This is a genomic window from Microbacterium profundi (assembly GCF_000763375.1).
In the GTDB taxonomy this organism is placed as follows: Bacteria; Actinomycetota; Actinomycetes; order Actinomycetales; family Microbacteriaceae; genus Microbacterium; species Microbacterium profundi.
Genome location: NZ_JPSY01000001.1, coordinates 1180661 through 1202635, shown reverse-complemented (window position 1 = coordinate 1202635; position 21975 = coordinate 1180661). Strand labels below are relative to the sequence as shown.

The 21975-nt window shown below is 62.9% G+C and carries 18 protein-coding genes and 2 pseudogenes; 12 read left to right on the top strand and 8 right to left on the bottom strand.

Annotated features, from left to right (window positions below):
- Nucleotides 1–14: 14 nt before the first annotated feature.
- The 3 genes from JF52_RS0105620 to JF52_RS0105605 form a co-directional block, all read right to left on the bottom strand.
- Nucleotides 15–1034, bottom strand: coding sequence for an MBL fold metallo-hydrolase (locus JF52_RS0105620; RefSeq protein ID WP_033105375.1), 1020 nt, complete (start codon nucleotides 1032–1034; stop codon nucleotides 15–17).
- Entirely contained in the window at nucleotides 1031–1708 is a 678-nt protein-coding gene (locus tag JF52_RS0105615) for a TetR/AcrR family transcriptional regulator (protein WP_033105374.1), read from the bottom strand. The genes JF52_RS0105620 and JF52_RS0105615 overlap by 4 nt, the downstream gene beginning before the upstream one ends.
- A 627-nt stretch (nucleotides 1709–2335) precedes the next feature.
- On the bottom strand, nucleotides 2336–2542 hold the full coding sequence (locus JF52_RS0105605; RefSeq protein ID WP_033105373.1) for a hypothetical protein: 207 nt from the start codon (nucleotides 2540–2542) through the stop codon (nucleotides 2336–2338).
- A gap of 886 nt (nucleotides 2543–3428) precedes the next feature.
- On the opposite strand from JF52_RS0105605, the gene JF52_RS0105600 reads away from it, so the two are divergent.
- The 11 genes from JF52_RS0105600 (at nucleotide 3429) to JF52_RS0105555 (ending at nucleotide 14943) form a co-directional block, all read left to right on the top strand.
- Entirely contained in the window at nucleotides 3429–4319 is an 891-nt protein-coding gene (locus JF52_RS0105600; RefSeq protein WP_033105372.1) for an SDR family NAD(P)-dependent oxidoreductase, read from the top strand.
- 39 nt (nucleotides 4320–4358) lie between these two features.
- Nucleotides 4359–4511 (top strand): OB-fold domain-containing protein, encoded by a 153-nt coding sequence (locus JF52_RS17990; RefSeq protein ID WP_206494999.1) that lies wholly within the window; start codon nucleotides 4359–4361, stop codon nucleotides 4509–4511.
- A gap of 87 nt (nucleotides 4512–4598) precedes the next feature.
- A complete protein-coding gene (locus tag JF52_RS16805) occupies nucleotides 4599–5264 on the top strand; it encodes a PHP domain-containing protein (protein WP_084595603.1) in 666 nt (221 codons plus the stop codon).
- Between the two features lie 12 nt (nucleotides 5265–5276).
- The gene (locus JF52_RS0105585) at nucleotides 5277–6530 is read left to right on the top strand and encodes an acyl-CoA dehydrogenase family protein (RefSeq protein WP_033105369.1); all 1254 of its coding nucleotides are present in this window, start codon (nucleotides 5277–5279) and stop codon (nucleotides 6528–6530) included.
- Between the two features lie 108 nt (nucleotides 6531–6638).
- Entirely contained in the window at nucleotides 6639–7796 is a 1158-nt protein-coding gene (locus JF52_RS16460) for a CaiB/BaiF CoA transferase family protein (protein ID WP_052166775.1), read from the top strand.
- Nucleotides 7723–9138, top strand: a complete 1416-nt coding sequence (locus JF52_RS0105575) for a CaiB/BaiF CoA transferase family protein (protein WP_084595601.1) — start codon at nucleotides 7723–7725, stop codon at nucleotides 9136–9138. Before JF52_RS16460 ends, JF52_RS0105575 begins: the two co-directional genes overlap by 74 nt.
- Before the next feature lie 31 nt (nucleotides 9139–9169).
- Entirely contained in the window at nucleotides 9170–10717 is a 1548-nt protein-coding gene (locus tag JF52_RS0105570) for a class I adenylate-forming enzyme family protein (protein WP_033105367.1), read from the top strand.
- Complete coding sequence (locus tag JF52_RS16800; RefSeq protein WP_084595599.1) at nucleotides 10704–12137, top strand: amidohydrolase family protein; 1434 nt, start codon at nucleotides 10704–10706, stop codon at nucleotides 12135–12137. Before JF52_RS0105570 ends, JF52_RS16800 begins: the two co-directional genes overlap by 14 nt.
- 66 nt (nucleotides 12138–12203) lie before the next feature.
- The gene (locus JF52_RS17985) at nucleotides 12204–12317 is read left to right on the top strand and encodes a hypothetical protein (protein ID WP_084595597.1); all 114 of its coding nucleotides are present in this window, start codon (nucleotides 12204–12206) and stop codon (nucleotides 12315–12317) included.
- A 201-nt stretch (nucleotides 12318–12518) separates the two neighbouring features.
- A complete protein-coding gene (locus JF52_RS0105560) occupies nucleotides 12519–13496 on the top strand; it encodes an LLM class flavin-dependent oxidoreductase (RefSeq protein ID WP_084595595.1) in 978 nt (325 codons plus the stop codon).
- A 220-nt stretch (nucleotides 13497–13716) separates the two neighbouring features.
- Nucleotides 13717–14943 carry an acetyl-CoA C-acetyltransferase gene (locus JF52_RS0105555; protein ID WP_033105364.1) on the top strand — a complete coding sequence of 409 codons (1227 nt, stop codon included), beginning with the start codon at nucleotides 13717–13719 and terminating at the stop codon, nucleotides 14941–14943.
- A gap of 47 nt (nucleotides 14944–14990) precedes the next feature.
- Here JF52_RS0105555 and JF52_RS16790 read toward each other — a convergent pair.
- Both JF52_RS16790 and JF52_RS18060 read right to left on the bottom strand, forming a co-directional pair.
- Nucleotides 14991–15627: pseudogene (locus JF52_RS16790) on the bottom strand (integrase core domain-containing protein); the annotation flags it as partial.
- Nucleotides 15614–16042, bottom strand: a pseudogene (locus tag JF52_RS18060) (transposase); the annotation flags it as partial. The pseudogenes JF52_RS16790 and JF52_RS18060, both read right to left, overlap by 14 nt.
- A gap of 116 nt (nucleotides 16043–16158) precedes the next feature.
- Between JF52_RS18060 and JF52_RS0105545 the strand changes: the two are divergent.
- Complete coding sequence (locus JF52_RS0105545) at nucleotides 16159–17676, top strand: SDR family NAD(P)-dependent oxidoreductase (RefSeq protein ID WP_033105363.1); 1518 nt, start codon at nucleotides 16159–16161, stop codon at nucleotides 17674–17676.
- Nucleotides 17677–17783: 107 nt separating this feature from the next.
- On the opposite strand, the gene JF52_RS0105540 is transcribed toward JF52_RS0105545, so the two are convergent.
- From JF52_RS0105540 to JF52_RS0105530, 3 genes are all read right to left on the bottom strand, one after another.
- Nucleotides 17784–18809, bottom strand: a complete 1026-nt coding sequence (locus JF52_RS0105540) for a DDE-type integrase/transposase/recombinase (protein ID WP_152594825.1) — start codon at nucleotides 18807–18809, stop codon at nucleotides 17784–17786.
- Between the two features lie 2 nt (nucleotides 18810–18811).
- The gene (locus tag JF52_RS0105535) at nucleotides 18812–19216 is read right to left on the bottom strand and encodes a hypothetical protein (RefSeq protein WP_033105362.1); all 405 of its coding nucleotides are present in this window, start codon (nucleotides 19214–19216) and stop codon (nucleotides 18812–18814) included.
- A gap of 76 nt (nucleotides 19217–19292) precedes the next feature.
- Nucleotides 19293–21866: a DEAD/DEAH box helicase gene (locus JF52_RS0105530; RefSeq protein ID WP_033105361.1), complete on the bottom strand. Its 2574-nt coding sequence runs from the start codon at nucleotides 21864–21866 to the stop codon at nucleotides 19293–19295.
- Nucleotides 21867–21975 lie beyond the last annotated feature (109 nt).

The following is a 21975-nucleotide window of genomic DNA, read 5'->3' as shown; positions in this document are numbered from 1 at the left end:
CCACGTCGAGGAGACTACTCGGTGGCCACGCCTCGGAGATAGTCGATATGCATCGCTGTCTGTGCGACAGCCGAGAGGCGCATGTATCCGTGGAGGTGCTCCCAGCCCGCCGTCCAATGCACCTGTTCGGCGACTCGCCAGACACTGGGCCTCTTCATTTCGGACGACATAATGGACTGCACTTCGTCCGAGCGACGGCGATGATGTCCAGTCGTCTCTTCGACACGGTCGCGAAGTCCTTTGAAGGAGTACCCATGTCCGGGGTGCACCATATCTACGTCCAGGCGAGTGAGCGCTTCCAATGAGTCGAAGTAGCGTGCAAGAGGATCCCGTTGTGACCGCCCGCCACCGACGCCGAGACCAATGCCAGGATGCGCCATCGGCAACAAGGTATCGCCGCTGAACAGGGAGAGAGATTCCTCGTCATGCAGGCAAATGCTGCCCTCAGTGTGTCCTGGAGTGTGAATTACCCGCAGTCGTCGACCAGGAATGTCGAGGACGTCGCCGTGATCAACTAGCACGTCGGCGTTCACGCTGATCCCGTCTCCCAGGTGCCTCTGTCGCCACAGCTCGGTGTAGAGTTTCGTGCGCTCGGCCAACGGTGCGCCCCAGGAACGAAGTCTTCGGAAGAAGTCAACGGCGATGGACAACGAGGCACCACTCCCCGCTGCTTCCGCCTCGGCGCGGTGCATTACTACCGGCGCACCACTCTGCTCCTTGAGCCACGGGGCGAGGCCGGTGTGATCGGGATGGAGGTGGGTGGAAACAATGGTTTTCACATCCGCGAGATGTTTCCCGATTTGCCCGAAGGACGACGCCAGCCTTGCCCGATTGTCAGCGGTATCCCAGCCTGGATCGATGACATGCACTGCTCCATGGGCGTCGGTGACGAGGTAGGTGTAGGTGTGTCGAACGTACTGGTCGCCCTTAAGGGGTAGCGGCACCGCCCAAACGCCCGGCTGGACCTGCAAGGTATCGGGGAGATGGTGACCGGTCCACGCTTCGAACTGGCTGTGATTCGGCCGGAGACTCAACGAATCTCTCCGAGCTCCTGAGCTGAGCCTTGGGTGCCGAGGCCGCCGAGCAATAGCGTGGTGATCTGGCGACTCGCCGAGTCTAGGGTGAGGCTCGAGTTGGGCCGTAACCAGCGCGCCGACCATCCTGTGAGGCCGATAACAGATTGAGCAGCCACGAGCGGGGTGATGTCTTTGCGTACCGAACCATTCTCCTGCCCCCGCTCGATGAGGCCACTAACGTTCGTCACGAAGGTTTTCATCCAGGTTTGGTACGAGGCATCGAGGTCCTCGGGGAGCTCGCGCTGGTCGCCGTAGATGACGCCGTAGTAGTCCCGATAGATCATTGACAACCGGATCTCGCCTTCGATGAGGCATGTGAGACCCTCGAGTGGGTCGGGCTTGGAAAGAGCTTCGGCAACGACAACGTCCGCGCGGCGGAGGACACGCTCGAAGACCTTGCCAAGAAGAAATCCTTTGCTCTGCGCGTGCACATACAAGGTTGGCTTCGCGATGCCCAGCTCACTAGCGAGCATCTGCATCGTCGTGTTCTGATACCCGTGCGAATGGAATAGTTCGGCCGCAACCCTCACGATGGTCTCGAGATCCGGGGTGTTCGCCCGCCGCGTGGTAACCGCTGAGCCCGGAGCAACGTCGAAAAAGGTTTCCGCACTCGCTTGTGCGTCTGACATCATTCACCATCCTCGATTTGCCGAAGAGCATCGGTTCAACGGCTCATTCACTGTCAACCCCACCAGGCATTGCCGCCCGCCCGAGGAGCGAGTGAGGGCCGTGACGGATACTTCGATCATGCCATGACCTCACCAGCCAGTTGTGCGACGCCCGTGGTGAGTCCTACTTGCGACCAGCTCGCTACGTCGGCGACGCTGGAGAACTGGTCAGTTTCGGCGTGTGAAGAGTGAACAGTTGCGGGGCAGCCTAGCGAGGGTTTCGCCGCGGTCGTGAGATGCGTCATCGCGGTTCCTGGCGCCGAGCAGCACGACGTTCTGCGCCTCGAGCGGGAGCTCTCCGGATGCGAGGCCGGCAATCTGCTGCCGATCGGTCGGTTGGGCGTCCCAATCGAAGTACTCGAGAGTCTTCCGGGCCGAGAACCCGGCCGCCTTGATCCGCACTCCGTGCTGGAAGCGTTCCGCGCACTCACTTGACGTTCGAGAACGGCAGCGAGGTAGTCCTCGAACGACGAACCCGCGTCCCGTGCATGGTCGGCCATACGAGCGGCGGCCTCGGTGATCCAGCGAGGTTTGAGCGCCCTGGCGAGATCAATGATCTGCCTCACGGCTTCCGTGGTCTGGCCGACGCCATCAGTTGTTCCGGTCGTCGATAACCAGCCCGAAGTCCCGGTCGCGGTCGGCCAGGTCCCGGGTCAGGTCGTTGTCGACCGCGACGGCAGAGGGGTTGCGGAGACGGGCGGCGGTCTCCACGTGGGCCGGGTAGTCGGTGACCGCCGCCCCACACGCTGAATCCCTCGCGTGGTCAGCGACGATCCACCCGTCGGTGCTGACTTTCACCCGCTCCAGGTCGGCAGTGACGTCGACCGTCTCCCGATCACGGAAGGGTCCAAGGACTGGTAGTTGGTGTCGAGGGGAACGTAGTAGTTCCGACCCAACGGATGCTGTTGCGCCAGCCCAAATGAATTGGGATCGGTGGCAACGGCAGCATCGCGGCCCGGTCCGCGTCGAGCCGGTCCACGGGAAGACGTGGATACTGCGGACCATGCGGGAGTTCGCTCTTTGTTCATTGGGTCCTGGAACTGCGTGTTGAAGTCCGCCGGGGAGGTGAAGGGCCGGCCCGGCATGAAGGAGGCCTCGCGCCAACCGTTGCGCCGCGCGACGAGACCCTTGGACTCCGGATCCCGCGGCGTCAGCAACACCCAAATGCGGGGCCGTGATCACCAACACGCGCAAGCAGCTTCGCCGTGCCCGTCTTCGAGCGGGATCTCTTCGGAGGGAACCAGCGATCACACCGCAGCGCATCTGCCGGACGCCACGTCAGCTGGTCCGCCGGGTTGATCGGGCGGAACTCCGGCCGCAGGCATTTAAACCGGCCGGGAACCAGGTTTTCGGCCAGTCCCAGCCGAGCCCGCTCGGCGAGCAACGTCGCCGGCATATCCGGCGTCTCCGCGAGCAAACCTCGCACCCGCGGTTCGAAGGCGACTAACGAGGACTCCGTCGGAGTCCTTCATACTGTGCAGCGCATCCGATCGGACCGCGTTGTTCATCGTCTTCCCACGATACGGGGCGTTGTGGAAATTGTACTCATGAGGTAGATTCAAATTGTACTCGCGTGGTAGATTACTAGCGAAGATGCGCCCGGCGATATGGCAATGCCAGCCGAAAACGTGCTGTTGCGCTCGCCGAGCGCCCGGTCTTGACACAATCCAATGGAGGATAGCTCGTGGGACGTCTGGAAAACCGAGTTGCTGTTGTTACCGGAGCCGGTGGCGGAATCGGCGCCGAGATCGCAAAATTGTTCGCCAGTGAGGGCGCGAAGGTGGTGGTTAACGATCTCGGGGCCCAGGTCGATGGCTCGGGAGTCGACGTCGGGCCCGCACAGTCGGTCGTGAATGAAATCGTCGCGAACGGCGGTGAGGCGGTCGTCAACGGCGGCGACGTCAGCAACTACGATTCTGCGGGAGAAATTGTACAGACTGCCATCGACGAGTTTGGCAAGCTCGACATCCTCGTGAACGTCGCCGGAATTCTTCGCGACAGGATGCTGGTCAATCTCGGCCCGGAGGATTGGCAGGCCGTGCTAGACGTGCATCTCACCGGCACCTTCAATACCAGCAAGCATGCAGCCGTTTACTGGCGGGAGCATCGCGGAGAAGGTCAGTATCGACTCATCAACTTCACCTCAGGGGCAGGACTTTTTGGCTCGCCGGGTCAACCTAATTACGCGGCCGCGAAGCTTGGGATCGTCGGTTTCACGTTGTCCTGCGCTCACGCGCTCGACCGGTATGGCGTCACTTCCAACGCGATCGCGCCGGCGGCAGCGACGCGAATGACGGGCACTATCCCACCGGAACGTGCTGCCGAGATGGGGATCAATCTCGCTGACCTCGCTCCGTCCGCGATAGCGTATCCAGTCGCCTACCTCGCAAGCGAGGAGTCCGGGTGGCTGAATGGTCGCGTCGTCGGTGCACAGGGCGGTCGTGTCACCCTCTACGAAAACTATCGCCCCGAATCAACGTTGGTTTCTCAAGACGCATGGACCATCGATGGAATCTTCGAGTCGTTCCCTCGCGCCTTCCACCCGGAGAAGCAGGGCCTTGCTGGCCTAGCGTGACGCTTCCCCTTACTGGTTTCAGGAAGGCGGATCAAGACCGTGACTGAAAGAAGTGATCTCGACGAGGGATTCCGAATGCTGACGAGACTGACCAATGTCGACCTCGAAACACTGTCCATCGGGGCCAGGGTCAGAGTCGCTTGGAACGACCAGGGCGCGGTTTCGCTGCCCGAGTTCGAACCCTTGGGCTGAACATTGGAAGAGTCCGATTTCACCCGCACAGGTGTCCTCGCGCGACACCCTCACACCGCGGGTAAGCCCACCGCAGGGAGGATTCGAATGGATTGTCACCTTCACACGGTGCGTTCCGGAGATGCAGCGACCACACCGGAGCAAATGTTGCGTTGCGCTCGCTCGGCGAAGCTAGATGTCATTGCCGTGACCGATCACCACGCGGTGGATGCGGCGAAGCGGATGCAGGATTCTGCGATCGAATATGGGGTTCGGGTGGTGGTCGGTGAGGAGATACGGACGCCCCTCGGGGAAATCATCGGCTTGTTTCTTCAAGAGCGCGTACCCTACGTTCTGCCGCTCGCAGAGGCTGCCGCGCGCGTTCACGACCAGGGTGGGGCCGTATATGTCCCCCACCCGTTCGATCCGAATCGATCTGGATTGGGACGTCGTGGAATCGATCAACTCGCGGACTCTGGTTTGCTCGATGTGATCGAGGTCTACAACGCGAAGATGACGGCCGAGGTCTCGAACCAATTGGCCGCATCGGCTGCTGCCGAGTTCGACGTGCCGGGGGGCGCTGGCTCCGACGCGCACGATCCCGAGGGAATCGGCGCAGTATTCATGGAACTCGATGATTTCTCCGATCGAGACGGATTCATCCGGTCGCTCGGCGATGCCACTATCCAGGGCCATTTATACGCCCACAGCAAACGGTTCCGAAGCCGGAAGCCGACACAGTTCGGATCTGCGCGAAAGCAATACACACCATGAAAGGAAGCAAAAATGGATCTGACCTATCCGCCTGAGGCCGAGGAGTACCGTACCCGCGTCCGCGGGATCATTGAGGGTGCCGTGCCATCTGGATGGGAGGGTATCGGCGCCATCTCCGATGAGGCCGAGCGCAAGGCATTCATGCAGCACTGGCGGAAGGTGCTTGCTGACGAGCAACTGCTCGCTGCGTCGTGGCCGAAGGACTATGGGGGACCCGGGCTTAGCGCGATCGAGCAAGTGGTGATCGCCGAGGAGTTTGCCCGCTACGGTGTACCCGCTGGCGATGAGAACGACATGTTCGGAATCAGCCTCCTGGGCAACACGCTCACTGTGTGGGGTACCGACGCGCAGAAGGCACACTACCTTCCGCGGATTCTCTCTGGGGAGGACCGGTGGTGCCAGGGATACTCCGAACCTGGAGCGGGCTCCGACCTGGCAGGGTTGCGAACCAGCGCGGTGCTGGAGAACGGCGAATGGGTGGTGAATGGTTCGAAGATCTGGACCTCAGCCGGCCACTCTGCCGACCACATCTTCACCCTTGTGCGCACCGATCCCGAGGCTGAGAAGCACCGCGGAATCAGCCTGCTTTTGATTCCGATGGACCAGTCGGGGGTGGAGGTCCAGCCGATCATCAACATGGCCGGTGACCACATCTTCAACCAGGTCTTCTTCACCGATGCCCGCGCGGCCGAGGAAAGTATCGTCGGACCGGTGAATCAAGGGTGGAAGGTCGCGATGACTCTGCTGGGCTTTGAGCGAGGCTCCGGTGCGACCACCGACGCCATCCGTTTTCAGAACGACCTCGACAGGTTATTTGAGATTGCGAAGACGACGGGAAAGAACAAGGATCCGAAGGTCCGAGAGCTGCTCGCCTGGTGCTACAGCCGCGTCGCCATCATGCGGGCTCGGGGCTATCAGACGCTCACGAAGTTCCTCAAGGGGGAGAACCCGGGGGCGGATGCGGCGATTGCGAAGTTGGTCTGGAGCGAGTACTTCCAGCGTTACACCGAACTCGCACTGGAGATTCTGGGAATGGATGCCGTTGCCCCGTCTGGTGCCGGTGCTGGCGGCGCGCTTCAGACGGCAGATGTGGGGACGCCCAATACTTCTCGGGCATGGGTGGAAACGGCTCTGTCGGCACGAGCCGCAACGATCTACGCGGGGACCTCGCAGGTTCAGCGCAACATCATCGGCGAACAGTTGCTCGGTCTCCCGAAGGAGCCGAAGGTGGACGCAGGTGCGTTCCGAGAGCTCATCAACACTTGACGAGGAGCGATTCCGCGGCGCTGATTTCGCGGGACTCGGCGTCGGGCTCGACTAATTAGACATTAGCTGAGTGGGAAAGTCACATCCGGTACGAGAAGGAGAAAAGCAATGAGGCTTTTTGAAGGAATCCGGGTCATCGAAATTGGCGGCGGAATCGCTGTTAATTACGCGACCAAGCTGTTCGGTGATTGCGGCGCCGAGGTGATCAAGATCGAACCGCCAACGGGCGACCTGGTTCGGAGGATGGCTCCGTTTGTTGGAAATGAGCCAGATGACAATGGGTCGGCGGTGTTTCTGCATACCAATACGAGCAAGAAGTCCGTGGTGCTCGATCTCGAGCAAAGCGATGCGCGAGACTCCCTCCTGAAGCTGGTAGCGACCGCGGACATTGTCGTCGAGGGACTGAAGCCCGACGCGCTCGCGGCGATGGGGCTTGGCTTCGATGATCTGGTCAAGGTGCAGCCCACACTCGTGATGACGAGCATCACGCCGTTCGGACAGGACGGGCCATACGCGCAGTATGAGGGCTCGGAACTCATTTACTACGGTATGGGTGGGCCGCTGGGGGGCAACGGCGTTGAAGATGATATCCCGGTCAAATTGGGCGGGTACATGTCCATCTATCAGACCGGCAACTCGGCAGCTACCGCCACCCTGGCGGCACTGCTTGTCGCGGAGGGCCAGAATGAGCCCGTGCACGTCGACGTCTCGGGCTTCGAAACCGGCCTTAGTTCCTCGGATCGGCGCACAACGTTTCTGCTCAACTACGCCTACAACGGCGAGTTGACCGGGCGCGGTAATGTGCTGGGAGGGATCCTGCCCAATGGCGCGTTTCCCACGGATGACGGCTATGTCCAGACGGTTGTGACTCAGGCGTGGTTGCCTCGAATGCTCGAGACCATCGCGGACGACGACCTGACGGCGTATTTCGCCAAGGTAGCGCAGGATCCGTCGATGTTCGCGACGATGGAGACAAAGGAGGCCATCGACGCGGCCCTTTACCCGTGGCTGCTACAGCGGACGCGGCAGGAAGCCATGGAGGAGGCCCAGCGACACAAGTGGCCGCTGACAGCCATCAAGACACCCACAGAGGTGCTCGAAGATCCGCATTACAAGATGCGTGGATTCTTCACCGAAGTGACCCATCCGATCGGTACGGTCGTGCACCCGGGCAGTCCGTTCAATATTGAGGATGGCTGGAACCCCAGCGCAGCGCCTCGGCTCGGCGAGCATACCGTCGCCGTACTGGCCGAATTCACCAGTTGAGTCGCAGCTAGCGACCGAGATTGTACAAAGGAGTATGATGTCTCACCTTCCTCTCGAGGGACTTCGCGTTATTGACATGACCGTTGTCTGGTCCGGCCCGACCGTCACGATGCTGCTATCTGACCTCGGTGCCGAAGTGATCCGCGTCGATAATCCATGGCTCTTCCCCAGTAGCACGCGCGGATTGGTGGCTCGTCCCACCGAAGCACAGATGAAGATGATGGGGACGATGGGCCGGGCATATCCGGACGGGCAGACTGGCGATCGCCCGCAGGATCGTCACGCCATGTTCAATTGGCACGCGCGGGGCAAGAAGCTCATGACGCTTGATCTGCGTAAGAAATCAGGGCGCGAGATCTTCCTTGAAATGATCAAGTCGGCGGACGTGTTCGTCGAGAACAACAATGTTTCCGTGCTAGAACATCTCGGCATCGACTGGCCGGTTCTGCACGAGACCAATCCCGCCCTGATCCTGCTGCGGATGCCGCCGGCCGGTATTGGCGGGAAGTACTCAACGTACTTGGGATTCGGCGCCCATTTCGAAGCGTTCTCTGGGATTACCGCTGTCCGCGGTTATGCGGACAGCGCGCCCGCGACGACCACGAGCGTGTTCCAAATGGACCCTGCGTCAGGCTCCGTCGGCGCCTTCGCGGTGATGGCCGCGTTGCGTCGCAGGCAGACCACTGGGCAGGGCGATCTGATCGTCCTCCCGCAGGTGGAGAACGAGATGAACCATATCGGTGAGATGTTTATAGACGCTGCCGCAAACGGTCATGACAGCCAGCCCATGACGAACCGGGACCTCAACTTCGTCCAGGGCGTCTACCCCACGAATGAGGACGATCGGTTCGTGTCCATCACCATCAGAGACGATGACGAGTGGCATCGTGCGACTGAAGTGATGGGGAACCCTGATTGGGCAGCGGACGACCGCTTCCTCACTCAGGCGGGGCGCCTCGCCTCGCAAGACGATATCGACGCCGAGATCACCAACTGGACACGCACGCGCACGCGCAACGAGGTGTTCACCTTGTTACAAAACGCTCACGTGCCCGCGGGACCAATCATGCTCGAAGATGATGTTTTCTCTGATCCGCACGTCAAAGCGCGAGGATTCTTGCGCAAGAATACGGGCTCCGCAACCGGTACGCATCTCTATCCTGGACATCAGTGGAAATGGAGCGGGCCACCGATGAAGTGGTCCCCGATCGGTGGACTAGGCGCAGACAACGAGTACGTCTACAAGGAGGTTCTCGGGTTCAGCGACGAACAATACGCCGATGCTGACCGAGAAGGTCACATTGCCGTGTCTTATCTAGACGCCGCTGGCAACCCAATCTAGTGGATTTCGTAGCGAGCAAGATGGAGGATTTATGAACCTGGCAGTCGTTGTCGACATCCCCGCCATGATCGTGCCCGATGATGTGGCGGTATTCGGAGATGGACACGAGAAAACGTACCAAGTGCTGAGGGACGAGGCCGCGCGACAGGCGGCGTTGATGGAATCGCTGGGTGTTTCTCGCGGCGACCGGGTGGGGCTCCTCTCGACCAACAGGGCCGGGGCGCTCAGTTCGTTCTTCGGCATTCTCATGGCTGGCGCGACAGTCGTACCGATGAATTACCGTGCCCGCGGAAGCGAGCTGGCCCACTTGGTGAGCGATTCCGGAGCGTCGCTGGTCATCGCGGAGGAAAGATACATTGATGGCATTTTGGCAGCGGGGATGACTCGCGACAGGGTGCTGACTCTCGAAGAGGCGCACTCCCGATCCGCTGGACTCGAGCCGAAGGACGAGCCTGCAGACGTCGACGATTCTGATGTCGCGGTCATGCTGTACACCAGCGGCACGACATCGCTTCCCAAGGGCGTCCTGCTCACGCATGGGGGATTCACGCAGTACGTCATGAGCCAGGGGGAGGCGGCAGACGGAGAATTCCATGGCAGGGTTGCTGTGGCCGCGCCGCTCTACCACGTCGCGGGGCTGTCAACGATTGCCGTCTCCCTGTTCTCGGGACGCGAAACCTATCTGCTCGATTTCGAGGCGGGAAGATGGCTCGAAACCGTCCAAAGCCGGAAGATCACTCACGCCTTCCTCGTGCCGTCCATGGTGTCGCTCCTCCTGCGACACCCCGATTTCGATCGGTTTGACTTAACGAGTCTTCAGATGATGACGTACGGTGCCGCTCCGATGCCGCCTGCTGTTCGGCATGCCATGCTCGAGCGGTTCCCGGCGAGCGTGTCGTTCTCGTGCGCTTACGGGCAGACGGAAACGAACTCCACCGTTTCGCTCCTCGGCCCGGACGATCACCGTCTTGAAGGCACGCCGGACGAGATCGAGCTCAAGCGGCGCCGCCTCAGTTCCGTGGGCAAGCCGCTCCCGGACGTTGAGATCCGCGTGACCGACGACGAGGGGAACATCGCCCCCGCCAACGTCACGGGGGAGGTGTTCATCCGAACTGGTCGAGCGATGGCGGGCTACTGGGGCAGGGCTGGAGGCACCCGCGTCACGCTGGACTCTGAACGATGGGTTCACACTGGAGACATTGGACACGTCGACGAGGGCGGCTACCTATTTCTGACGGGCCGAGCGAGTGACCTGATTATTCGAGGGGGCGAGAACATCTCGCCCAGCGAAATCGAAGATGTCCTCGAGCGAAACGAAGAAGTCGAGGAGGCGGTGGCTTTCCCTGTCGCCGATGACCACTGGGGCGAGCGCGTGGAAGCCGCGGTACGCCTTGTGCCGGGAGCGATCGGGACCGTCGACGCCCTCCTGGAAGAATGCAAGGCATCCCTCTCCGGGGCGAAAAGGCCCGACCGAATCCACATTGTTGACGATTTCCCCCGTACCTCGACTGGAAAGGTTCTCCGTCGTGGGCTCAGCAAGCAATTCGGGACGCCGCAGGTCGCGGATGTGGCGGTTTGAGGCGACGCCGTTGCACCATCGGAATGGGCGCTGGGTTCGGCGAGCTCGCATCGAAGTGCGAGTCTCGGGCGCACGGATCGAGCAGATTCGTCCGTTGATGACCGGGCGAAATACCGACAAGTGGGTAATGCTGCCCGGGTTTCATGACTCTCATGTGCATCTGCGTGCGGCGGCAGCCGCGAGGCTCTCTGTCGATTTGAGTGTTGCGGGTTCCATACCGGCGTTGCTCGCCATATTGCAGACGAGCGTCGCCGAATTCAACGGGAGATGGATTCGCGGTTGGGGATGGGACGAGAGCGCTCTCAGGGAGAGGCGGGCACCGACCGTCGCTGAGATTGATGCGATCACAAATGGCCACCCGTGCGCTCTTCATCATCGGACAGGGAAGGTGGTTCTTCTGAACTCGACGGCCAGGCGTATCCTGGCCGGCGCCGGCGATGAAACGGCTCCTACCGGTGAGCTTGTGCGAGCTGACGACCCCTCACTCTTGAGGATGCCGCGACAGCGCGAGCAATCACTCGAATCAAGTCTGAACGCTCTGTCCCGTGAGCTTGCAGCCATGGGACTCACGAGCGTCACAGAGGCTAGCGCCACTAATACCTGGGACGACATCGCGCAGTACGAAACCTGGGTGAATCGTGGCGTCATTCGGCAACGGGTCAACGCGCTTCTCGCCGTCGATCAAGTTTCCGCGGTGGCACGGAACAGGGAGCGCACTCCGAGCCGGGGAGGGGTGCGTGTGCTCGGCGCGAAGGTCGCTGCACCGTCCGACGGCATCGCCGAGTGCGTGCGACACGCACGTGGATTCGGATGGCCAGTCGCAGTTCACGCAACTGAGCCTGATGAGTTGGAGGCGGCGCTGGTCGCTATCGAAGCATCCGGTCCGCCGGCGTGGGGACGCGATCGTATTGAGCACCTCGGCCTTCCCCTGCCGGGTCAACTCGAGCGAATCAAAGCAACGGGGACCGCCGTGACAACGAACCCGGCGTTCTTGACAGAGCGCGCGCCCAAGTACCGGGAACTTCTCAGCCCCGTCGAGCAGGAGTGGCTCTATCCGGTCGCTAGCGTAATCTCGCACGGAATCCCCATGGCCGGCGCGAGCGACCGTCCGGTTACAGTGGCCACTCCGCTGGACACGATGTCGGCGGCCGTCTATCGTCGTCGGCGGGGCAGTGGAACCGAACCGTTGGGCGTCCGAGAACGCATCACACCGGACGACGCTCTCGGCCTCATCACCGATAAGGACGAGGTGGACGGACCGTCGCGTGAGGGTTGGAACCATCGGCGTGCATCGCACTCACCTTGGAGTCGGACCGCTGACACCGTCGTTCTCGGCGACGACCCGCGGCGGATGCTCGAACAGACCCAGGTGATGGCGACGTTCGTCGGAGGCTGCATGATGTGGAGGCGAGAAAAGTGACCTGAGAAGTGGGCTGTGCGAGAATGATAACGCAGAGATGAACATCCCGAAAGGAATGAATCGATCATGAATCAAGCAGGCAAGCGAATGAAGTGCGAAGTGTGCGGTGCGGAATTGGTCGTGACCAAAGGTGGCGACGGAACTCTGCAGTGTGACGACGTCGACATGGTCGCAAAATAAGCCTCCGCATCACACATAGTGTGACACGAACGAAAGGATTGCCATGCTGAAAGTCGGGAAGCGATACACCTGTGAGACGTGCGGAACGCAGGTGCTCATTACGAAACCGGGAGGCCAGTCGGAACCGAAGTGCCACGGGGAGCCGCTCACAATGGAGGAGCCTAAACAGCTTGCATCGTCGGATTAATCCGCGCATCGCATATGTCGCGACTGGCGACTGCGCTCTCCTCACGAGCCCCCCTTCCGCAACTTGTCGAACAGGCTAAGTTCGTTGAAGGTCTTGGATACGACCGTATATGGCTCCCCGAGATCAGCGGTCGAGATGCTTTTGTGACCGCCGCGATCCTGGCGACTCAGACGCAGACAATCGGTGTTGGCCTTGGCGTCATCCCTCTTCCCTCCCGGCCTTTGCCTGCTCTGGAGATGGCGGTTGCAACGCTCGCCGAAAGCGCCCCAGGCAGGGTGGCCGTGGGGCTGGGGGCGGGCCACCGCGAGACGGCGGCTCCCCAGTTCGGGTGGCGCGGACCGGCTTCTCCTGATAAGGTGGGCGAAGCGGTCTTTGCGATCCGCGCAGCTCTCGAGACTTCCACGCTACATCACTATGGCGCCGGGGGCGAGTCGTGCGTACTCAAACTGCGAGGGCAGCATATTGAGGTGCCTCCGCAGCTGTTCGTTGGCGCGCTCCGGCCGCGCATGGTGAAGATCGCTGCGGGAATCGCGGATGGGATGCTCCTCAATTGGGTGACCGAGGCTAGAGCGGCGCGATTGTGTGCTCTCGCTGGCGAGGTGGCGCGAGGACGGATGTTCACCACAGCGGCGTATATTCCGGTGTGCGTCGTCGACAGACCAAAGGATCGTGATCATGCATACCGGAAGGTCGCGAGCCAGCTGTCGTCGTACTTGCAATTGTCTGCCTATGGCGATCCGCTGGCCGACGATGGATACGCGGACGACGTCAAGGCTGTGCGTGAAGCGCGTCGCTACGGTCGCGATGCAACGGCGGCGGTGAGCGAGAGGCTGATCCAAGCGGTCGCTATGATAGGCGACGCGGACGAGATAAGAGCGAGGATTCGAGGACTGCGGGCCGCCGGGATAGATGAACCCGTCCTCGCTCCGGTAACGATCGGCAGGGATTCGGCATCGTCGTTGTTATTGACGTTGACCGCGCTTGCTGAGTGATGGCCAACTTGTGACGCCGTCGTTTAGAACGAACTGTATCGCTCAAAGCGAGTAGCCTTTGCACCGTGGAGCGGCGCTTGCACGATCCGCTCGATCAGTTGCGATTCCGCAGACCGCGATCGGCCGGTTTCTCAGCGGAATGGTTGTACCCCTCGGTACCGTTTCGTACTCTGAGGGCGTGACTATGAGGTTCACGACAACAAGGAAGTTCAGGTGTGCTATGCCGGAAGCAGTCATTGTTGCAACAGCCCGGTCCCCCATTGGGCGGGCCGGCAAGGGGTCTCTTAAGGACATGCGCCCCGACGACCTCGCCGCCCATATCGTGGGCGCGGCCCTGGGCAAGGTTCCGGAGCTGAACCCGAAGGACGTCAAGGATCTAATGCTCGGATGCGGGCTTCCTGGAGGTGAACAAGGATCTAACCTCGGGCGAACCGTGGCGGTGATGCTCGGTTATGACCACCTCCCGGGTGTAACAGTGACCCGGTATTGCGCATCGTCGCTGCAGACGACTCGAATGGCTTTCCACGCGATCCGCTCCGGAGAGGGCGACGTATTCATTTCTGCAGGAGTAGAAACGGTCAGCCGCTTCTCTAAAGGAACCTCCGATTTCATCCCCGGCCAGGATCTGAGCAACCCGTTCTTTCGCGGTGCCCAGTCCCGCACCTCGGAGCGGTCCGAGGCTGGCGCGCTAATGTGGCGGGACCCCCGGGAGGACTCTGAGGTGCCCGACATTTATATTGCCATGGGGCAGACAGCCGAGAATGTACAGCAGGTGATTGGGATGTCGCGGGAAGAGCAGGACCTTTTCGCGGTGCGCAGTCAGAATCTTGCCGAAGCGCAGATAGCCTCAGGATTCTGGGCTCGAGAAATTACTCCCGTGACTCTCCCCGATGGCTCGATAGTCTCCCATGACGACGGCCCTCGACCTGGTGTCACTCTTGAAGCGGTCAGCCAACTTCAGCCGGTATTCCGCCCGGACGGTACGGTGACGGCGGGAAACGCGTGCGCCCTCAACGATGGCGCAGCGGCCCTCGTCGTGATGAGCGACCTGAAGGCAAAGGACCTAGGTCTGGTACCACTGGCGCGGATAGTGTCCACGTCGGTGACCGCAATGTCACCAGAGGTCATGGGTCTGGCTCCGGTTACGGCGATCCCAGCGGCGTTAGCCAATGCCGGGATGAAACTCGAGGACATCGACCTTTTCGAGATCAACGAGGCATTCGCGGTGCAGGCTCTCGGCTCAGCCCAGCGTCTCGGTATTCCTCTTGATTCGTTAAACGTCAATGGCGGCGCGATCGCCGTCGGGCACCCGTTCGGTATGACTGGGGCGAGGATCACTACAACCTTGATCAACTCACTTCAGTGGCACGACAAGCAATTTGGCGTCGAGTCAATGTGCGTTGCGGGCGGTATGGGGATGGCCATGGTGATTGAACGCTTGTCGTGAGCTGGCGGCCCGATTTCATGCGTCGGATTGTTGACCACGCCGCACGGCTACGGCGTCATCGTCAACAACGTCATGGCCGACGCCCAGGTGTATCGCCCCGTGAGGTTGTGAACGCGGTCTGAGGGGGTGGCGCCGCCGATCCCGGTGTGGGCTAGGTGGTGATTGTAGTGATGGACCCAGTCTTGGTAGGTCGCGGCTCGGGCTTCGTCGCTGGAGTAGGTGTCGGCGTAGGCCCATTCCGCGGCGAGCGTGCAGTTGCACCGCTCGACCTTCCCGTTTTTGTGGGGCCGGTAGGCGCGGGTGCGGCGGTGCTTGACGCCGTCGCCGAGTGCGGCGGCGAACGCGAGTGAGCGGTAGCAAGACCCGTTATCGGACATCACCGCCGTCACGGTGACTCCGATGCCGGCGAAGTACGCGTCCGCGTTCCCAGAACGCCGCCACGGTCTCCTTGCGCTCATCGCCGAGGATCTCCGAGTACGCCACCCTCGAGTGATCATCGACCGCGTGATGCAGGAACGCACAACCGCGGCCCCCGCGACCATGCTCGTCGTTGTTCCGCTTCCCGGCCTGCCGGCCCAACGTCCGGTGCCCGCCGCAATCGGGGATCCGGCCGAGCTTCTTGATGTCCACGTGCACCAGCTGCCCGGGTGCGGCCATCTCGTACCGGACCGGCGTGGAGCGTCTCGACTCCGACGCGCATCCGTGCATCGTCGGGGAACTCGAGCGGCAGCCGCCCGGAGATCTCCGCCGGGGTCCACCCGCGCCGAAGTGCGGAGATCACCCAATCCACGAGCTGGTCGTGGAGCATCCGGTACGGCTGGTGCGAACGCGCCGTGCGGGTATCGGCGTGCAGCTGCGCCTGCCCGCCCAGATATAGCCGCTCGTGCGGGCCACGGGTATCGAGTCGGTTGCGCAGGTACGGGCGCAGGTTCGCGTGATCATGTTCGGGCTGCCACGATCCGCGGCGGCGTTCCCGGCTGATGGTGGAGCGGTGCACGCCGATCTGGCGGGCGATCTCCGCCAGGCTGGTGCCCTTCTCGAGCAGCCGCTCGATCTCGATCCGGTCTTCAAGAGTCAGATGACGGTAATGTGCGGTCAAGGAAGCGCAACCCTTCAGGTCGTGAGTGTGAATAACCACAACCTACGAGGTGTTGCGCTTCCGTTCAGAACTCGGGAGGAGGCACTCTCTCAGCCCGCTCGCGTAAAATCAGCCCAATGACCGATGCGCCAGCTGCCGACACCTCCGACTTCGGCGACGGCCTCGACCCGGCTGATCTCGAGACCGTGCTGCGCGTGCTCGCATCCATGGATCAGCTCGATGAGCAGCATCCCGATTACGTCGCCGTCCGTCGCGCGACCGCCGCGATGTTCAAGGCCGTCAAACGCGTGCGCCGCAAAGAGATCCGTGACGCGATCGCCCAAGCCGACAAGGCCGTCGTCGCCAACACGGCGACTGGCGCACCAGACCGCATCGACGACGAGACGCGCGGCAACGACCTGAAGACGACCGTGGACGCCCCGATCGCGGGCGAGCTGCTCAAGCCGCGCAACTGCTACATCTGCAAGCAGCCGTACACGCTCGTCGACGCTTTCTACCACCAGCTCTGCCCCGACTGCGCGCGCTTCAGCCACGGCAAGCGCAATGCCCGCACCGACCTGAACGGCAAGCGCGCGCTGCTCACCGGCGGCCGCGCGAAGATCGGCATGCACATCGCCCTGCGCCTGCTGCGCGACGGCGCCCACACGACCATCACCACGCGCTTCCCGCGCGACGCCGTTCGGCGGTTCTCGTCCCTGCCGGACTCGGCCGACTGGCTGCACCGGCTGCGCGTGGTCGGCATCGACCTGCGCGATCCGGCTCAGGTGATCGCGCTCGCCGATTCGGTCGCGGCCCAGGGGCCGCTCGACATCCTCATCAACAATGCCGCGCAGACCGTCAGGCGCTCGCCGGGTGCGTACTCTCTGCTGGCGGATGCTGAGATGCAGCCGCTGCCGGACGGACCGCTGCCCGAGATGGAGACGTTCGGGCACACGGTCGATCCGCACCCGCAGGCGCTGCAGGCATCCGTCGACTCCAACCCGCTGCTGTCCGTGGCTGCCCTCGGCGGCACTGTGGCGGAGCAGGGCGGCCAGGCGCTGACGGCCGAAGACCTCGCCAGGCTCGCGATGGCGCCGGGGTCGTCGTCACTGGAGAAGCACGCCGACGGAAGCGCGATCGATGCCGGGGGCCTCGTCCCCGACATCAACCGCGTCAACAGCTGGGTGCAGTCGGTCGAGCAGGTCGATCCGCTCGAGATGCTCGAGGTGCAGCTCGCGAACACCACAGCACCGTTCCTGCTCATCAGCCGGCTGCGGGCGTCGATGGCCGCGTCGGACGCGCACCGCAAATACGTCGTGAACGTCTCGGCGATGGAAGGCCAGTTCTCCCGCCGCTACAAGGGTCCGGGGCATCCGCACACCAACATGGCCAAGGCCGCGCTGAACATGCTCACGCGCACCAGCGCGGGCGAGATGCTCGAGACCGACGGCATCCTGATGACCGCTGTCGATACCGGCTGGATCACGGATGAGCGCCCGCACCACACAAAGGTGCGCCTGGCCGAGGAGGGCTTCCACGCCCCGCTCGACCTCGTCGACGGCGCCGCACGCGTGTACGACCCGATCGTGCAGGGCGAGGCGGGGGTCGACGTGCACGGAGTGTTCCTGAAGGACTACAAGCCGAACCCGTGGTGAGCCGTGGTGGCCGTCAAGTCTGGCGGCCAGGTGCAACTCTGGCGGCCGGATCAGCCTGGAATCACCGCCAGAATTGACTTGATCGAGCGATGTCAAGCTGTGTGGAGTCACGCGGCCTTGTTTTGTGGTTTCTCGTTGGGCAGGTTGATCCCGACCGTGCCAGCGGGTGTGGGTGTGCTCGGGCGGGCGCGGAAGCGTTCCGGGTGCGCCTCGAAGTAGCGTTGCAGGGCGTGTTCGCGTGTCTGCCAGGCCTCGCGCCAGGATCCATCGTGGACCTGGGACGGGGAGAACAACGCGATACCGGAGTGCTTGTGCTCCTGGTTGTACCAGGGCACGTACTCGCCGAGATATGCCCTGGCGGAGTCGAGGTCGGCGAAGACTTTCGGGTAGCCCGGCCGGTACTTCATGGTCCGGAATCCCGCCTCGCTGAAGGGGTTGTCATCGGACACGTACGGCCGGCTGTGTGACAGTTCAGTGCCGTGCTGCTCTTTCAGGAAGTCTCGCAGCAGGTTCGATTTCATCGCGGCGCCGTTGTCGGCGTGCACGATGCACGGCGTGCCGTGCATGGCGATCGCCTGCGCGAACATCTCGACGGCGAGGTGGTCGGCCTCACGGTCCTCGACCCGCCATCCGACGATCTCACGGGAGAAGATGTCGGTGATCTTGTACGCCTTGAACACCACCCCACGCCACGGCGAGTACAGGTCACTGATATCCCACGTCCAAACCTGCCCGGGGCCGGTCGCCTTCAGCACGGGTTTGTTCCGCGGCGCCGTGCGCTCCTTACGAGCCGGGACCTTCGGGCGCAGCATCTGGTCCTCGATCTCCGCTGCGATCCGCCACCAGGTGCGGCGGGAGCCGAGCATGATCCCTTGGTCCCATGCCGAGGCGAACGCGTGATCGACGGAGTTCTGTCCCGCCCACCCGGACAGGATGTGCTCGGTGATCTTCTCCCGGTCCGGCTCGCTGATCCGCGACTGGTACGCCCGCTCGGTCTGCGGGATCGGATCGGCGACCCGGTCCCGCGGGTGCTGCCGGTAGTGCCACGTCGACCGGGACACCCCCGTCAGCTCCAGCGCCTGCCGCTGGGATCCGGTGATCCAGGCCAACTCCGCCACGAGGTCGTTCTCCATGCTCAGGAACTCGACGGATCGGTCGTCGTCGGGATCTCGGCGGGCTCTGGCTCGCTCATCGCGTGCAAGAGCCCGATAGCTTTTCCCAGCGCATCGTTGGTGTCCTCCAGCTCCCGCACCCGCGCGGTCAACCGCGTCACCTCGTTCTCATGCGCGGCGCGTTCTCTCGCACGCTGCTTCTCCAGCGCGGTGCGCTTGCTCGGTGGGATCGTCATACCACTACCTTCTCGCGGGACCAGCCCCCGGTCGAGGTCACCCTCGAACACCGCGTCGCGCCACCGCCGCAGCCGGGCATACGACACGCCCCGCGCGGCGAGCCACGGCCGCTTCTGACCGTGCGGCTGCACCTGATACTCGTGCACGATCTCACGGATCTCCGTGGCCGTGAACCCTGGACTGACAGTCATCACCCTGACTCCCTACTGATCATGAACGACTCACAACCAGCTTGACAAAGAGGGGATCCGACACAGTTGATGCGACTCAGAGCCGGTCCACCCCGGTCACCGTCACGACGGCTTCACCCGCCTCGTCCGATGCTGCGAGGTCGATCGTCGCGGCGATGCCCCAGTCGTGGTCACCGGCGGGGTCATCGATGATCTGCCGCACGGTCCAGGTCGCGGAACCCTCGGTCAGCAGCAGGAGTTTCGAACTGCGGGCGTCCGGGCCGGTGAGGATGTCATCGTGCTCGGCGAAGTAGGCGTCGAGGGCGTCGTTCCACCCGTCGGAGCCGAACGTGGGATCGAGCGCCGCCAGGGCGTCGACGTCTTCGCGGGCGGCGAGCTGCACCCGGCGGAACAGTTCGTTGCGCACCAGGATGCGGAACGCGCGCACATTGCTCGTGAGACGCTTCGGCGCGGGCGGCACGATCGGCTCCTGGACGTGCTCGGCGGCCTTGAGAGCATCCAGATCGACGACGCCGTTGTCGGTGCCGGCCCGCAGCTCCTCCCACTCATCCAAGAGCGAGGAGTCGACCTGGCGGACGAGCTCTCCGAGCCACTCGATGAGGTCACGCAGATCCTCGTTCTTCAGATCCTCCGGGATGGTCTGCGACGCCGCGCGATACGCGTCCGACAAGTACCGCAGCACCACTCCCTCTGACCGTGCGATCTTGTAATACGCGACATATTCCCCGAACGACATGGCTCGCTCGTACATGTCGCGAACGACGGCCTTCGGCCGCAGCTCGAAGTCGCGGATCCACGGCTGCGCCGCGCTGTACGTCTCGAACGTCGCGCCCAGCAGCTCTTCGAGCGGCTTCGGATACGTGATCTGCTCGAGCAGCTCCATGCGTTCGTCGTACTCGATGCCCTCGCGTTTCATCTCGGCGACCGCGTCGCCGCGGGCGAGGAACTCCTGCTGGCTCAGCACCGCGCGCGGATCGTCGAGCGTCGCCTCGACGATCGAGATCATGTCGAGCGCGAAGGTCGCGGCATCCGGATCCAGCAGCTCGAACGCGGCGAGAGCGAAAGGCGACAGCGGCTGGTTCAACGCGAAGTTCGGCTGCAGATCGACGGTGAGGCTGATCTCTGGCTCTCGCCCCTTCGACAGGCTCAGGGAGCGAGGCTCCGACTGCTCGACGATCCCCGATTCCCGCAGCGTCCGATAGATTCCCAGCGCCCGCAGCGCCAGCATCCGTTGCCTTGCCCGCGGCTCGTGATTGTCATATACCAGCGCGCGCATATTCGCGAACACGTCTCCGCCGCGACCGATGACGTTGAGTATCATCGCGCTCGTGATCTGCATGTGCGAGGTCAGCGTCTCCGGCTCGGCGTCGATCAGCTTGCGGAACGAGGGCTCACCCCACGACACGAAGCCGTCCGGCGCCTTCTTGCGGATGATCTTGCGCTTCTTCTTCGGGTCATCGCCGGCCTTGCGGATCAGCGCGGCGTTCTCGGTCTCATGCTCCGGCGCCTGTGCGACCACGGTGCCGGCCGTGTCGAAGCCGGCGCGGCCCGCACGTCCGGCGATCTGATGGAACTCACGGGCGTTCAGCTGCCGCATGCGCGTGCCGTCGAACTTCGTCAGTGCCGTGAGCAGCACGGTGCGGATCGGCACGTTGATGCCGACGCCGAGCGTGTCGGTTCCGCAGATCACGCGCAGCATCCCGCGCTGAGCGAGCTGTTCGACGAGCCGCCGATATTTGGGCAGCATGCCGGCGTGATGCACTCCGATGCCCGCGCGCAGGAACTTCGAGAGCGTCTTGCCGAACGCCGTCGTGAAGCGGAACTCTCCGATGAGCTCGGCGATCTGATCGCGCTGCTCGCGGGTCGCGATCTTCATGCTCGACAACGCCTGCGCGCGCTCCATGGCTGCGGCCTGCGAGAAGTGCACGACGTAGATCGGCGCCTGGCCAGTCGTCAGCAGGTCGTCGACCGTCTCATGGATCGGGGTGAGCTCGTAGTAGAAGTGCAGCGGCACCGGACGTTCGACGCCCGTCACGGTCGCTGTCTCGCGGCCGGTGCGCCGACTCAGGTCTGCCGCCAGCGCGGTCACATCGCCCAGGGTCGCCGACATCAGGACGAACTGCGCCTGCGGCAACGTGAGCAGCGGAACCTGCCACGCCCACCCGCGATCCGGGTCGGCGTAGAAGTGGAACTCATCCATCACGACCTGCCCGACGTCAGCCGAAGGTCCCTGGCGCAGAGCGAGGTTGGCGAGGATCTCGGCCGTGCAGCAGATGATCGGAGCATCCGCGTTCACCGACGAATCACCCGTGATCATGCCGACGTTCTCGGGCCCGAAGGTGTCGACGAGCGCGAAGAACTTCTCGCTCACGAGGGCCTTGATCGGCGCGGTGTAATAGCTTCGGCGGCCCTCGACGAGCGCGGCGAAGTGCGCACCGACGGCGACGAGCGACTTCCCGGTGCCGGTCGGCGTCGACAGGATCAGGTTCTGACCCGAGACGATCTCGATGACCGCCTCGTCCTGCGCCGGGTACAGGCGGATGCCGGTGGCCTCTGCCCATTCCACGAACGCCGTGTAGACGGCATCCGGGTCGACTGCCCCCGAGGCGTCGCGCAGGGAGGTCGGATCGAGGCGCGCGGAGGAAGTCATGGTCCTTCGATCATCCCTCACCGCGACCTGGACGAACGTCGGGCACCGCATAACTCCGGAGAATCGGCCGGTTTCGACCCCGGCGACGCCGAAAAGTCGCCGGTCCGCG